Raw genomic sequence first — 14,512 nt, 5'->3', positions numbered from 1 at the left:
TTGTCTGCTCCTTATGACGGGAACGGCGATGGGCCGACCAGTCCGTGAATGTAACCGATGATCCCGAACAGCACGATCGAAGCCACAAAGAACATCGCGTCCTTGCCGTAGGTGCCGGGCTCAGCCGGAGACCAGTCAGGCTCGGCGCGGTTGATCACGACCACCTCAACCATGGCCCATAGGAACAGACCACCGAACAGGATAATCGAGGCCAGATCGCCATTCACAAGCAAATGTGCAAAGGCCCAGGCACGGAAACCGGCCAGCATCGGGTGGCGCATCTTGTTCAGCAGGCGACCTTTCTGACCAGCGGGGCTCATCATGTAGATAGCAATCAGCACCAGTAGGTTGTTTATGTGGATCATGAAGGACGGCGGCGACCAGACATGGATGAAGTCGGTCATGCGATAGCCGAAGATCATCAGCAATATCGCTACGACCAGCGCCAGCGCCACTGCGCCTTTGCCACCATTGCCCATGGCCGCGCGCTGCGCCGGCATCACGCGCTTGAACAGATGGGCGGCCCACCAAAGCGCCACCCCAAGAATCAGAAGAACAAAGCCCATGCTGGCTTACCCCGCTTGCAAAGCTGAAATCGCCTCCGCTTTTGCCAGAATTTCGCGGGCAGTTACAACATGCAGGTTTTCAACGATTTTGCCATCGACGACAGCAACACCCTGCCCTTGCGACTCAACCTCTTCAAAAGCCGCAATCTGGCGGCGGGCCAGGTCGATTTCGGTATCCGACGGGGCATAGGCCGCATTGGTGATATCCACCTGTGCAGGATGGATCAGGGTTTTGCCGTCAAAACCCATGTCACGGCCCTGTTCGCATTCGGCGGCCAGACCCTCGCCATCCTTGAAGGCATTATAGACACCGTCGACAATGATCAGACCCTCAGCCTTTGCAGCCAGCAAGCACAGACCCAGAGAGGTCATCATCGGCAGGCGATCCGGGCGGAAACGAGTCTGCAACTCCTTGGCCAAGTCGTTGGTGCCCATGACGAACCCGGCCATCAATGGGTGCGCCGCGATTTCGGCAGCGTTCAGCATGCCGCGCGGAGTCTCCATCATCGCCCAGATCGGCATGTCGCCAGTAATCGCAGCCAACGCTTCCACATCAGCGGCAGAATTCACCTTTGGCAGCAGCACCACATCAGCATCCATCTCACGCACCGCTTCGGCATCGGCGCGACCCCATTTGGTGTCCAACCCGTTGATGCGGACGATCTTGACCCGCGAGCCGTAGCCCCCGGCCGCCAAGGCAGTTTTGAGTGTTTCGCGGGCGTTTGCCTTTTCATCTGCCGAAACTGCATCTTCGAGGTCAAATATGATCGCATCCACCGGCAAGTTACGCGCCTTATCCAGCGCCCGGTCACGCGAGCCGGGAATATACAGAACGGAACGATAGGGGCGCTGACGGGGGTCCATTGGCCTCTCCCTTTGAAAGATTGTTGCGCGGAATGGGCCATTTTTTGCCGGAAAGTTCAAGAGGAAAATTGCCGCAACGCAGCATACGTGACGCAACGCGCGGAGTTTTAACCAGATATCTGCACCCCACCCGCACCCTGTTTGCAGATGGAATCGAAAGGGGTGAGAGATGAAAAAGACGCTTTTCAATATGACGATGGGCCTTGGGCTCATGGTTCTGGCCGCGCAACAGGTACAGGCCCGCACCTGCGCCCCGCGCGAAGACGTGGTGAAACGGCTGGTCGGGGCCTATGGCGAGACACGCCGCGGCATCGGCATTGCACGGCAGGGTGCGATGATGGAGGTCTATGCCTCGGATCAGACCGGAAGCTGGACCATAACGGTGACACTGCCGGATGGAATGACTTGCCTGATCGCGACCGGCCAAGCCTATGAGCAGATGGCCGAGGCGCTGCCCCCCAACGTCTAGGTCAGCGCGTCCCAGATCAGTTTGCTGCCGGTAATGGTCAGCAGTACATACGCTATGCCAAAGAACAGGCGCTCGGACAGCATGAAATGAGCCCGGACGCCCAGCCACGCACCTAGGATTGCAAATGGGGTCAGCAGAAGATCCGCCAACGCCGTGTGCCAGGTAAACAGGCCCAAATAGGCGTAGGGGATGAACTTCGCGCCGTTGATGACCCAAAAGACCAATACGGTCGAGGCCTGGAACTCGGTTTTCGACAGGCGCTGAGACAGCAGATAGACGGCGGCTGGCGGACCGCCTGCGTGACTGACAAAACTGGTGAAGCCCGCGACCAGACCCGCGAACAACCCAGCGGGGGCAGGCAGGCGATTGGCAAAACCGCGGATCAGACCTTTGCTCTGCGCCATGTGCCAGATCACGAAACCGACCGAAATCCCGCCAATCAGCAGGCGCAGCAGGTCGTCATTTGTTGCACGATAAAGCCATGCACCCAGTGCGACACCCGGTACGGCACCCAATATCAGCAGCCGTGAATCCGGCCAGCTCCAACGCTTCCAGTACGGCCCCAGAGTGGTCACATCGATCACCATCAGTATCGGCAACATCAGCGCCAACGCCTGCCCGGGCGTGAGGATCAGGGCCAGAATCGACGACGACGCAAAGGCCACGCCCGAGCCGAACCCACCCTTCGAGATACCGGCAAAGATCACCGCCGGGATTGCCACAGCAAAAAACATCAGGTTCAATTCGAACATGCGGCATCCCGTAAATAGGCTTGTCTAACAGGCCGTTTAGCGCAATCACCAAGTACAGTGCAAACAGTATGCGGTTGTATGCCACGCAGCATAACCCTTGCGCGAAAACCATTTACCGACTAGCACAACCGCGATTTCAAAACCGACCGGAGATATTCCAAATGGCCAGACCCAAGATCGCGCTGATCGGCGCAGGTCAGATCGGCGGCACGCTCGCCCACCTCGCAGCAATGAAGGAACTTGGTGACGTCGTCCTGTTCGACATCGCCGAAGGCATCCCGGAAGGCAAAGCGCTGGACATCGCTGAGTCCGGTCCTTCGGAAGGGTTCGACGCCAAATTGAAAGGCACCCAGTCCTACGAAGACATCGCAGGCGCAGACGTCTGCATCGTGACCGCCGGTGTGCCGCGCAAGCCGGGCATGAGCCGCGACGACCTGCTGGGCATCAACCTGAAGGTCATGAAATCGGTCGGTGAAGGCATCGCCGCCAACGCGCCTGACGCGTTTGTCATCTGCATCACCAACCCGCTGGACGCGATGGTCTGGGCTCTGCGCGAATTCTCGGGCCTGCCGCACAACAAGGTCTGCGGTATGGCTGGCGTTCTGGACTCGGGCCGTTTCGCTCATTTCCTGTCGGAAGAATTCAACGTGTCGATGCGCGACGTGACCGCATTCGTTTTGGGCGGCCACGGCGACACCATGGTGCCGTCGGTTCGTTACTCGACCGTTGCAGGTATCCCGCTGCCCGATCTGGTCGAGATGGGCTGGACAACACAAGAAAAGCTGGACGCGATCGTGCAGCGCACCCGTGACGGCGGCGCCGAGATCGTCGGCCTGCTGAAAACCGGTTCGGCCTTCTATGCGCCTGCAACTTCGGCAATCGAAATGGCCGAAGCCTATCTGAAAGACCAGAAGCGCGTTCTGCCCTGCGCCGCCTATTGCAACGGCGAACTGGGCGTTGAAGGCATGTATGTGGGCGTGCCCACCGTGATCGGCGCGGGCGGCATCGAGCGTGTCGTCGACATCAAGCTGAACGAAGAAGAGCAGGCCGGTTTCGACAACTCGGTCAACGCCGTGAAGGGCCTGATCGAAGCGTGCAAGGGCATCGACAGCTCGCTGGCTTGACGATACACGCATTGATCGTAAGGTTAAACGCGTCGGGGCAACTCGGCGCGTTTTTCTATTACAGGCCATATACTTATGAAGAACCTGCTTTTGATCGCCCTGTTGGGCATCGCCACTGGCACTGCCGCCCAAACGACCCTACCGACATTGACGCAACGTCTGGAAACAGCCCACGAAGGGTCGTTCGAGCGCGGAACGCTTGAGACGCTGCGCGCAGTGGAAGTTCTGCTGCAGACCCAATACCAATATGGGATAGGTCGTGGGTTTGGCCGGGTTTTTGGAATGGGACGCGGCGGACTCGCCAACCCCGAGCCGGAAAGCCGTACGCCGTCAACCTTTGCCGAGATGACTCAGGCCTTCGCCGCCAACCTCGATTTGGCCCGAGGGACACTGGCGCATACGAACCCCGAGACAGCGAAACCGTTCGAGCTAGTGGTGACCGATCTGTGGCTCGACATCAACCGCAATGGAGTTTTGGACGAAAGTGAGAATGTTTCGAACCTGTTGGTTCAATTTGCTGTGCCCCGCACTGCGCGTCCCGACAAAGGTGAGGCCGTCGCGCCCATCACCGTACGCTTCGACGGGGCCGATCATGCATGGCTGACGGCGTATACCTACATGCTGTCGGGCGTGGCCGAGGGCATTCTGGCCTTTGACCCTTCACCCATTTTTGCCGACTTGCTATTTGCCGAGGCCATGTTGGCGGATGCGCCAACAATTCCCAACACCTATGTTGTTGATGCGATCGTTCTAAAGATCGCGGCATTGGAAGTTGAACGGAATGATCTGCGGACACTCCAGGTTCAACAGAGGGAAGCGCTTGAACAGTTGCGCGAGCGGCAGCGTGAATTGGATGAGCAAATCAGAGCGCTGCCCGAAGGAGAAGAGCGGACCGAATTGGAACTGCAGCGGGAAGACGTATCGGAGCAAACCAGCATTGTTTTTGATGCGAGCCAAAGAGCCATGCGACAACATGGACTGATACGCCGAGAGATCCGAGCGCATGAGAGCAAGCTTCCAGCGGAAGTATTTGCCGATGACTCCAATGAACTCAGCTTCCACAACATAGAACGGCAGATGAATCGTATAGTTCGCGATTCAATACCGGACGAAACACGCAACGCAGTTTACGCGTTGATCAAAGCACTGGACTCCGAACCCGACCCCGTAAGAATTGCACGCGCGAGGGATCACTGGCTGAACATGCTGGCGCAAAACCGCATATTCTGGGATGCGTTGGCGCGTGAAACGGATAATGACCGCGAGTGGATTGCGAACCCGAACCAAAAAAGTGCATTGGGCATAACACTGGACGACCAAACGATTCGGGCCTGGAAGAGCGTTCTGGACGACGCGCAGGCCGTTTTGGAAGGCCGCCTTCTGGCCCCGCATCCGTTCTTGCCCGCAGAGTACGGGATAGACGTCTCGGCCTGGTTCGACGATCCTGCACCGATTGATCTACTATCCTGGCTTCACGGACGGGCCGCCATACCTTATGCCGCCAAGGGCCCCAAGATAACCAATGCAAACTGGCTGGCTTTCCAGCGGATGACACAAGGTAACGCCGGAAGTTTCGCGCTTTATTTCAACTGACGCGCTGCCCGCCCCGGGATTTCGTCAATTAGATTCGAATCGATAAAAAAGTTTTGTGATCACACCCCAAAAACCTGTGATCACAAAAGTGAAAAATCTCCACTAAAAACCGCTTTGGCATAAAAAAACCCTTTATAGATGCCCCCTAGGCACCTCTATAACGGTGTAATCGTAGTCAGACGGGACAGTTTCGATGAACATTCACGAATATCAGGCCAAAGCTCTTCTTCGCAGCTATGGCGCTCCGGTCTCCGAGGGTCGCGCGGTACTGCGCGCCGAGGAAGCCAAAACCGCAGCCGGTGAACTGGATGGCCCCCTGTGGGTTGTCAAAGCACAGATCCACGCGGGTGGCCGCGGCAAGGGTTCTTTCAAAGAGGCCGACGCCGGTGAAAAGGGCGGTGTCCGTCTGACCAAGTCGGTAGAAGAAGCCGCCGAAGAAGCCAAGAAGATGCTGGGCCGTACACTGGTCACCCACCAGACTGGCCCGGCAGGCAAGCAGGTCAACCGCATCTATATCGAGGCCGGTTCCGGCATTGAACGCGAACTGTATCTGGCTCTGCTGGTGGATCGCCAGACCAGCCGCATCTCGTTCGTCTGTTCCACCGAAGGCGGCATGGACATCGAAGAGGTGGCGGCCGCCACGCCCGAGAAAATCCTGTCCTTCTCGGTCGACCCTGCCACCGGCTATCAGCCCTATCACGGCCGTCGCATCGCCTTCTCGCTGGGTCTGGAAGGCGTGCAGGTCAAGCAATGCGTCAAGCTGATGGGTCAACTCTATAACGCCTTCGTCGAGAAGGACATGGAGATGCTGGAAATCAACCCGCTGATCATCTCGGACAAGGGCGATCTGAAAGTGCTTGACGCCAAGGTCGGCTTTGACGGCAACGCGGTCTACCGCCACCCCGACATCGCCGAGCTTCGCGACACGACCGAGGAAGATCCCAAGGAACTGGAAGCCTCGAAATACGACCTGAACTACATCGCGCTGGATGGTGAGATCGGGTGCATGGTGAACGGTGCCGGTCTGGCGATGGCCACCATGGACATCATCAAGCTGTACGGTGCCGAGCCTGCCAACTTCCTCGACGTGGGCGGCGGTGCCACCAAAGAGAAAGTGACCGAGGCGTTCAAGATCATCACCTCGGACCCGCAGGTCAAAGGCATTCTGGTCAACATCTTCGGCGGCATCATGCGCTGTGACGTCATCGCCGAGGGCGTTGTCGCTGCCGTGAAAGAGGTCGGCCTGCAAGTTCCGCTGGTCGTGCGTCTGGAAGGCACGAATGTCGAGAAAGGCAAAGAGATCATCAACACCTCTGGCCTGGACGTGATCGCGGCGGACAACCTGAAAGACGGTGCCGAGAAGATCGTGAAGGCGGTTAAGGGTTAAGTCCTGATGGGCATTTTCGCACGTTTTCTGACAATTGGTGCTTGCCTCGTGGGCCTATCGGCCTGCGAGGACAGCACCGGTGGAGAAGTATCCAAGTCGCTATTGGACAACCCTGCCGCACGACAACTCGAAGCACAGCAAGTGTTTCTTACGATGCGCGATCTATGCCTCCGCAAGCCAGTTACATTCGTTGAGGCAAAGGACGTAACTCAACACCATAAAATTGGCTTGTCCATTGATCTGCCTGGCTGGGATGATTTCAATCACTACGGAAAAGCCAGATTCAGGATTCAAACGGACCCAAGCGTCCTAAATGGTGGTGGTTTAGAAGATGTTCCCAAGGGGACTGTATTCAACAGATACAGTTGCTCAGCAGACTTCAGTGGAACATGGGCGGATGAGTTTGCCGTTGAACTTGGAAAGGAACTCACCGCCAACGGATTTCAAACTGTCAAACCCATCAGCCGGGCGACAGGAACCACATCAGTGGGGACTAAAACTGTTGCGTACACAGGTACTTACCGGCGTGACGGCGTGAATTTCAAAGTGGAAATCATGGAAGCCGGCGGCACAACCAAACGGACCTACCATACCGTCACACACTATATTTCGGGCACGAGAGTCAGATTCACCAGCCTGTGAAGCTCAAAATCTAATGCCAAAGGTGAGACCTTCGGCTCAACAACAGGAGAACGCCAAATGGCAGTCCTCATCGACGAAAACACCAAAGTGATCTGTCAGGGCTTTACCGGCTCGCAGGGCACATTCCACTCGGAACAGGCCATCGCCTATGGCACCAAGATGGTCGGCGGCGTGACCCCCGGCAAAGGCGGGATGACCCATCTCGACCTGCCCGTGTTCAACTCGGTTCACGAGGCCAAGCATGTGACCGAAGCCAATGCCTCGGTGATCTATGTGCCGCCGCCGTTTGCGGCCGACTCGATCCTCGAAGCGATTGATGCCGAGATGGAAGTGATCGTCTGCATCACCGAAGGCATCCCGGTTCTGGACATGATGAAGGTGAAACGCGCGCTGGAAGGCTCAAACTCGCGCCTGATCGGCCCCAACTGCCCCGGCGTCATCACGCCTGATGCCTGCAAGATCGGCATCATGCCCGGCCACATCCACAAGCGCGGCTCGGTCGGTGTTGTGTCACGTTCGGGCACCCTGACCTATGAGGCCGTCAAACAGACCACCGATGTGGGTCTGGGCCAGTCCACCTGTGTGGGCATCGGCGGCGACCCGATCAAAGGCACCGAGCATATCGACGTGCTGGAATGGTTCCTGGCCGATGACGAGACCGAGTCGATCATCATGATCGGTGAGATCGGTGGCTCGGCCGAGGAAGAAGCCGCGCAGTTCCTGGCGGATGAGGCCAAGAAGGGCCGCAAAAAGCCGACCGCCGGTTTCATTGCAGGCCGCACGGCCCCTCCGGGCCGCCGCATGGGCCACGCAGGCGCGATTGTCGCCGGCGGCAAGGGCGGTGCCGAAGACAAGATCGAAGCCATGCGCTCAGCTGGTATCGTCGTGGCCGAAAGCCCGGCGCAGCTGGGTGAGGCTGTGCTGGAAGCGATTGGGTAAGCGCGATGGCGCACCAAGGCATACGCTACACGAGGCGGGGAGAGAAATCTCCTCGCTTTAAGCATGTCTTGGCCCTTGTATTTGGCGGCCTGCTTTCGATGTGTGCAGGTGTTGCAAGCGCATCCCCTGAGTTCACAAAGCCAACACAGGACATAATTGACCTCTGTACTTGGTCGTCTAAGAGTCGCGCGTCGATTGCTCAAGAATTCACCGAACGCGGATGGAAAAAGTTCCGTGCGCCCTATCCCGAAGCACTTGCTTCGCTTTTGGCCGATGGCGGACTCTTCCGTGCCCTAATTGATGAGAGATACAACTTTTTCGGTCTGGATACAGAAACTGGCATTATTCCCGACATGATTGAGCATCTGGACACCATATCCGATGTCTCACAGCGCGGTGTCTATGATGCGTTCTGGTGGGATGGAGACACCCGCGCGTTTTTGATGATCCATGACAAGGGCGGGAATAGAAAACTTGGCGAAGACCTTGGATGCCGCTTCTTTAGTTCTTCTTTGCAAGATGCAACATTGGTTTCTGATGCAGTTTATCAATACCCGGGTGACGAGCACAAAGTATCTCTTGGTCCGGCTCGAACTGTGAGTGCGACGACGATTGGAGACGAGCTACACAAACCGCTTTCTGGTGCTGCTAGTGTTCTTGTGAAGCTGGGCGTTTTTGTTGATCGCCCGATTCTGGAACCTCAAGTAGGCATGGGGCCTGCGAGAGTGCAGTTTTTTTGGTTTGAACGTTCCGAATTCGAAGAGCAATATTCGAGAAAACCCAATGCGGCATTGGCATTAGAAATCTCTCGGCGAAATGAGGAAGCCAAGCCATGACCTTCTCTGACGCCATCCGCACCTGCTTCTCCAAGTTCTTCACCTTCTCGGGTCGCGCCTCGCGGCCCGAATACTGGTTCTTTTTCCTGTTCATCGTGATCTGGAACATTATCGCCGGGATCATCGACTGGCAGTTCTTCACTCAGGTCGCCACGACGCAGACCGATGAAGTCAAACAAGTCACCGCCACGTCCTCTGCGCCCGTGCAGAGCATCGTCGGCCTGGTCGTCTTTTTCCCGCATCTGGCCGCCGCGTGGCGGCGGATGCATGATACCGGGCGCAGCGGGCTTTACGCTCTGTTGCCGATCCTGCTGATCGTCGGGGCCGCTGGTGTTCTGATCTTTGGCATCGGCCTTGCGTCCAGCTTCCAGCATGGCGGCAACCTGGACATCCTGTTCACCCGCGCCACTTTGCTGGTCGTTCTTCCGACACTGCTGATTCTGTTTGTGTCGCCCCTCCTGGTTCTGTGGTGGCTGACCCGCCCGTCTCAACCAGGCACCAACCAATACGGTCCCAACCCATATGAGGTAGCCCAATGACCGAACATACGCCCAATTCCGCGTTTCACGCCTCGAGCTTTATGCAGGGGCACAATGCCGAGTATCTGGAGCAGCTTTATGCCCAGTACACCAAGAACCCCGGCGCGGTGGATGCCGCCTGGGCCGAGTTCTTTAAGGCCATGGGGGATGCGTCACCGGATGTTCAGCGCGAGGCCGAAGGGCCATCCTGGGCGCGAACCGACTGGCCACCGATGCCAGCAGATGATCTGACCGGTGCGCTGACCGGCGAATGGGCCGAGATTGACGCCAAAGCGGCGGGCAAAAAGATCAAAGACAAGGCCGCGGATAAAGGCGTCGAGGTCAGCGAGGACCAGATCAAGCGCGCCGTGCTGGACAGTCTGCGGGCGCTGATGCTGATCCGGGCCTATCGGATCCGGGGCCACCTGGCCGCCAATCTGGACCCGCTGGGGATGCGCGCCGCCAGTACACACCCCGAGCTGGACCCCAAGACCTATGGCTTTACCGAAGCCGACATGGACCGGCCGATCTTTATCGACAACGTGCTGGGCTTACAGATGGCCAGTATGCGCCAGATCGTCGAGATCGTGAAGCGGACCTATTGCGGCACGTTTGCGCTGCAATACATGCATATCTCGGATCCCGAACAGGCCGCATGGCTGAAAGAGCGGATCGAAGGCTATGGCAAGGAAATCGCCTTCACCAAGGAAGGCCGCAAGGCGATCCTGAACAAGATGGTCGAGGCCGAAGGTTTCGAGAAGTTCCTGCACGTCAAATATATGGGCACCAAGCGGTTCGGTCTGGACGGCGGTGAGGCGCTGATCCCCGCGATGGAGCAGATCATCAAGCGCGGTGGCGCCCTGGGGATCAAGGATATCGTCATCGGGATGCCGCACCGGGGCCGTCTGAATATCCTGGCCAACGTGATGAGCAAGCCCTATCGCGCGATCTTCAACGAATTCCAGGGCGGCAGCTTCAAGCCCGAGGATGTGGACGGGTCGGGCGACGTAAAATACCACCTTGGCGCGTCCAGCGACCGCGAATTCGACGGCAATAGCGTGCACCTATCTCTGACTGCGAACCCCTCGCACCTTGAGGCGGTGAACCCGGTGGTTCTGGGCAAGGTCCGCGCCAAGCAGGATCAGTTAAACGACACTGACCGTACCGCGGTGATGGGCATCCTGCTGCATGGCGACGCGGCCTTTGCCGGCCAAGGTGTTGTGGCCGAAGGCTTCGGCCTGTCGGGTTTGCGCGGTCACAAGACCGGCGGCACCATGCATATCGTGGTCAACAACCAGATCGGCTTCACCACCGCGCCGCACTTCTCGCGCTCCAGCCCATATCCCACAGATATAGCGCTGATGGTCGAGGCGCCGATCTTCCACGTGAACGGCGACGACCCCGAGGCCGTGGTCCACGCCGCCAAGGTAGCGACCGAGTTCCGTCAGAAGTTCCACAAGGACGTGGTCATCGACATCTTCTGCTATCGCCGGTTTGGTCACAACGAGGGCGACGAGCCCATGTTCACCAACCCGATCATGTACAAGAAGATCAAGACACATAAGACTACGTTGTCTCTGTACACCGAACGCCTGGTCAAGGATGGCCTGATTCCGGAAGGTGAGATCGAGGACATGAAAGCCGCCTTCCAGGCGCATCTGAACGATGAGTTCGAGGCCGGCAAGGACTACAAGCCCAACAAGGCCGACTGGCTGGACGGGCGCTGGTCGCATCTGGACAAGAACAAAGAAGAATACGTGCGCGGCGAAACCGCGATCACGCCTGACACTCTGGCCGAGATCGGCAAGGCTCTGACGCACGCGCCTGAGGACGTTGCCTTGCACAAGACTGTGGGTCGTCTGCTGGATCACAAGAAACAGATGTTCGACAACGGAAAGGGCTTTGACTGGGCGACCGGTGAAGCGCTGGCCTTTGGCTCTTTGCTGACCGAAGGCTTCCCGGTTCGCCTGTCCGGTCAGGACGCGACACGCGGCACGTTCAGCCAACGCCACTCGGGCTTTGTGCACCAGGAAAACGAAGAGCGGTATTACCCGCTGAACAACATCCGTGCCGGTCAGTCGAAATACGACGTGATCGACTCGATGCTGTCGGAATACGCGGTTCTGGGCTTCGAATACGGCTATTCGCTGGCAGAACCCAACGCGCTGACCCTGTGGGAAGCACAGTTTGGTGATTTCGCCAACGGCGCGCAGATCATGTTCGACCAGTTCATCAGCTCGGGCGAAAGCAAATGGCTGCGGATGTCCGGCCTAGTGACTCTGCTGCCGCACGGTTTCGAAGGGCAGGGCCCCGAGCATAGTTCGGCGCGTCTGGAACGTTTCCTGCAAATGTGCGGTCAGGACAACTGGATCGTGGCGAACTGTACTACGCCCGCGAACTATTTCCACATCCTGCGCCGGCAGTTGCACCGGACCTTCCGCAAGCCGTTGATCCTGGTGACGCCGAAGTCGCTGCTGCGTCACAAGCTGGCGGTCAGCACCGCCGAAGAGTTCACCACCGGCTCCAGCTTCCACCGGGTGCTGTGGGACGATGCGCAGCAGGGCAACTCCGAGACTAAGCTGGTCAAGGACAACAAGATCAAACGTGTCGTGATGTGTTCCGGCAAGGTCTATTACGACCTGCTGGAAGAACGTGACGCACGCGGCATTGACGATGTCTACCTGATGCGGATCGAACAGTACTACCCGTTCCCGGCGCATTCGCTGATTAACGAGCTTGAGCGCTTCAAGGGGGCCGAGATCATCTGGTGTCAGGAAGAACCCAAGAACCAAGGTGCCTGGACATTTATCGAACCCAATATCGAATGGGTTCTGACCCGTATTAAGGCCAAACATACCCGGCCCCGCTATGTCGGTCGCGCAACTTCGGCCTCGCCCGCCACGGGTCTGGCCAGCCAACACAAAGCCCAACAAGAGGCGCTCGTGAACGAAGCGCTGAGCATCGAAGGAAAGTAAACGATGACCATTGAAGTTCGTGTTCCCACGCTTGGCGAATCCGTCACCGAAGCCACGGTTGCGACGTGGTTCAAGAAACCCGGTGATGCCGTAGCCGTGGATGAGATGCTCTGTGAGCTTGAAACCGACAAGGTGACCGTCGAAGTGCCTTCGCCCACGGCGGGTGTGATGGGCGAGATCGTAGCTGCCGAGGGTGAAACCGTTGGCGTCGATGCCCTGCTAGCAACAATCGCTGCAGGTGAAGGCGCCGCCCCGGCCCCTGCACCAGCTGCGACCCCCGCAGCCGAGGCCGCCCCGGCCGCTGGTGCAGGCCGCGTCGACGTCATGGTTCCCACCTTGGGCGAGTCGGTTACCGAGGCCACCGTATCCACCTGGTTCAAACAGGTTGGCGATGCCGTCGCGCAGGACGAAATGCTGTGTGAGTTGGAAACCGACAAGGTCTCGGTCGAGGTCCCTTCCCCGACCGCTGGCGTTCTGGCGGAAATCGCGGCCCCCGAAGGCACCACCGTGGACGCGTCGGCCAAGCTGGCGGTGATCTCGGGTGAAGGTACCGTTGCAGCCCCTGCCGCTGTTCCAGCCGCTGCCGCCGCCCCAGCGACGGTGGCCACGGGCATGGACGTGGCCAATGCGCCCTCGGCCGAAAAAGCGATGGCCGAAGCCGGTCTATCCCCTGATCAGGTCTCCGGCACCGGTCGCGATGGCCGCATTATGAAAGAGGACGTAGCCCGCGCCGTGGCAACCGCAGCCGCACCGGCTCCTGCTGCGGCTCCGGCCCCTGCGCCTGCACCACGCGCGCCAGTAGCGGCCGAGGATGCATCTCGCGAGGAACGCGTGCGCATGACTCGCCTGCGCCAGACCATCGCAAAGCGCCTGAAGGACGCGCAAAACACCGCTGCGATCCTGACCACCTTCAACGAGGTGGACATGACCGAGGTGATGGCTCTGCGCAACCAGTACAAGGACCAGTTCGAGAAGAAGCACGGCGTGCGTCTGGGCTTTATGTCTTTCTTCACCAAGGCCTGCTGCCATGCTCTGAAGGAAGTGCCCGAGGTGAATGCCGAGATCGATGGCACCGACATCGTTTACAAGAACTTCGTGCACATGGGGGTTGCCGCCGGTACGCCTCAAGGTCTGGTTGTTCCAGTCATCCGTGACGCCGACAGCATGTCCTTTGCCGCGATCGAAAAAGCCATCGCCGAAAAGGGCAAGCGCGCCCGTGACGGTAAGCTTTCGATGGCCGAAATGCAGGGCGGCACCTTCACCATCTCGAACGGTGGTGTCTACGGCTCTCTGATGTCGTCGCCGATCCTGAACCCCCCGCAGTCGGGTATTCTGGGCATGCACAAGATCCAGGACCGTCCGATGGTCATCAACGGTGAGATCAAGATCCGCCCGATGATGTATCTGGCTCTGTCCTACGATCACCGGATCGTTGACGGCAAAGGCGCCGTGACCTTCCTTGTACGTGTAAAAGAGGCGCTGGAAGATCCGCGCCGCCTGCTGATGGATCTGTAATTATGGCAACTCATGTATTGTGGCAGGCCGATGTGGCCGATTTCGATGCCTGGTTGAAAGTGTTCCGCGAAGACAAACCTATGCGCAAGGCCGCGGGTATTCGCGACCTGCACGTCTGGCGCGACCCGGACCAACGCGACCATGCCATCGCCATGTTCGAGGTCACGAACCTGGACAAGGCCCGTGCCTTTTTCGGTTCGGAAGAGCTGGCGATGCACCACGAACGGGGCGGCATTGCACATATCACGATCAAGCTGCTGGAACCGGTTTGAAGAAAACACCGCATGAACCGGCCATGCTGGATCATGCAGCCACCGGTCCATCCGGTCGAC

At 58.4% G+C, this 14,512-nt stretch carries 14 protein-coding genes; 11 read left to right on the top strand and 3 right to left on the bottom strand.

Going from position 1 to position 14,512, the window contains the following annotated elements:
- Nucleotides 1-11: 11 nt before the first annotated feature.
- Complete coding sequence (locus tag ACR1XY_RS10340) at nt 12-566, bottom strand: NnrU family protein (protein ID WP_480592834.1); 555 nt, start codon at nt 564-566, stop codon at nt 12-14.
- A gap of 6 nt (nt 567-572) precedes the next feature.
- Nucleotides 573-1,430, bottom strand: coding sequence for an HpcH/HpaI aldolase/citrate lyase family protein (locus tag ACR1XY_RS10335; RefSeq protein ID WP_480592833.1), 858 nt, complete (start codon nt 1,428-1,430; stop codon nt 573-575).
- A gap of 169 nt (nt 1,431-1,599) precedes the next feature.
- Between ACR1XY_RS10335 and ACR1XY_RS10330 the strand changes: the two genes are divergently transcribed.
- Nucleotides 1,600-1,899, top strand: a complete 300-nt coding sequence (locus ACR1XY_RS10330; protein WP_480592831.1) for a hypothetical protein — start codon at nt 1,600-1,602, stop codon at nt 1,897-1,899.
- Here ACR1XY_RS10330 and ACR1XY_RS10325 read toward each other — a convergent pair.
- Nucleotides 1,896-2,651 (bottom strand): sulfite exporter TauE/SafE family protein, encoded by a 756-nt coding sequence (locus tag ACR1XY_RS10325; protein WP_480592829.1) that lies wholly within the window; start codon nt 2,649-2,651, stop codon nt 1,896-1,898. The genes ACR1XY_RS10330 and ACR1XY_RS10325 overlap by 4 nt on opposite strands.
- Nucleotides 2,652-2,812: 161 nt before the next feature.
- Here ACR1XY_RS10325 and mdh point away from each other — a divergent pair, with 161 nt between their 5' ends.
- The 10 genes from mdh (at nt 2,813) to ACR1XY_RS10275 (ending at nt 14,452) form a co-directional block, all read left to right on the top strand.
- Complete coding sequence (mdh, locus tag ACR1XY_RS10320) at nt 2,813-3,775, top strand: malate dehydrogenase (RefSeq protein WP_480592827.1); 963 nt, start codon at nt 2,813-2,815, stop codon at nt 3,773-3,775.
- A gap of 75 nt (nt 3,776-3,850) precedes the next feature.
- On the top strand, nt 3,851-5,368 hold the full coding sequence (locus ACR1XY_RS10315) for a hypothetical protein (RefSeq protein ID WP_480592825.1): 1,518 nt from the start codon (nt 3,851-3,853) through the stop codon (nt 5,366-5,368).
- Between the two features lie 193 nt (nt 5,369-5,561).
- Nucleotides 5,562-6,755 carry an ADP-forming succinate--CoA ligase subunit beta gene (gene sucC, locus ACR1XY_RS10310; RefSeq protein ID WP_480592824.1) on the top strand — a complete coding sequence of 398 codons (1,194 nt, stop codon included), beginning with the start codon at nt 5,562-5,564 and terminating at the stop codon, nt 6,753-6,755.
- A 6-nt stretch (nt 6,756-6,761) separates the two neighbouring features.
- Entirely contained in the window at nt 6,762-7,397 is a 636-nt protein-coding gene (locus ACR1XY_RS10305; RefSeq protein ID WP_480592822.1) for a hypothetical protein, read from the top strand.
- A gap of 57 nt (nt 7,398-7,454) precedes the next feature.
- Nucleotides 7,455-8,336 carry a succinate--CoA ligase subunit alpha gene (gene sucD, locus ACR1XY_RS10300; RefSeq protein ID WP_010443702.1) on the top strand — a complete coding sequence of 294 codons (882 nt, stop codon included), beginning with the start codon at nt 7,455-7,457 and terminating at the stop codon, nt 8,334-8,336.
- A gap of 68 nt (nt 8,337-8,404) precedes the next feature.
- A complete protein-coding gene (locus ACR1XY_RS10295; RefSeq protein WP_480592820.1) occupies nt 8,405-9,172 on the top strand; it encodes a hypothetical protein in 768 nt (255 codons plus the stop codon).
- Nucleotides 9,169-9,711: a DUF805 domain-containing protein gene (locus ACR1XY_RS10290; RefSeq protein WP_480592818.1), complete on the top strand. Its 543-nt coding sequence runs from the start codon at nt 9,169-9,171 to the stop codon at nt 9,709-9,711. The genes ACR1XY_RS10295 and ACR1XY_RS10290 overlap by 4 nt, the downstream gene beginning before the upstream one ends.
- On the top strand, nt 9,708-12,665 hold the full coding sequence (locus ACR1XY_RS10285; protein ID WP_480592816.1) for a 2-oxoglutarate dehydrogenase E1 component: 2,958 nt from the start codon (nt 9,708-9,710) through the stop codon (nt 12,663-12,665). Before ACR1XY_RS10290 ends, ACR1XY_RS10285 begins: the two co-directional genes overlap by 4 nt.
- Nucleotides 12,666-12,668: 3 nt before the next feature.
- Entirely contained in the window at nt 12,669-14,180 is a 1,512-nt protein-coding gene (gene odhB, locus ACR1XY_RS10280; RefSeq protein WP_480592815.1) for a 2-oxoglutarate dehydrogenase complex dihydrolipoyllysine-residue succinyltransferase, read from the top strand.
- 2 nt (nt 14,181-14,182) lie between these two features.
- Nucleotides 14,183-14,452 (top strand): hypothetical protein, encoded by a 270-nt coding sequence (locus ACR1XY_RS10275; RefSeq protein WP_170327189.1) that lies wholly within the window; start codon nt 14,183-14,185, stop codon nt 14,450-14,452.
- The last annotated feature ends 60 nt before the right edge of the window (nt 14,453-14,512 follow it).

Source organism: Ruegeria sp. AD11(2025), from assembly GCF_056542405.1.
Note: the sequence above shows the minus strand (reverse complement) of the source record. Positions and strands in the feature narration are given on the sequence as shown.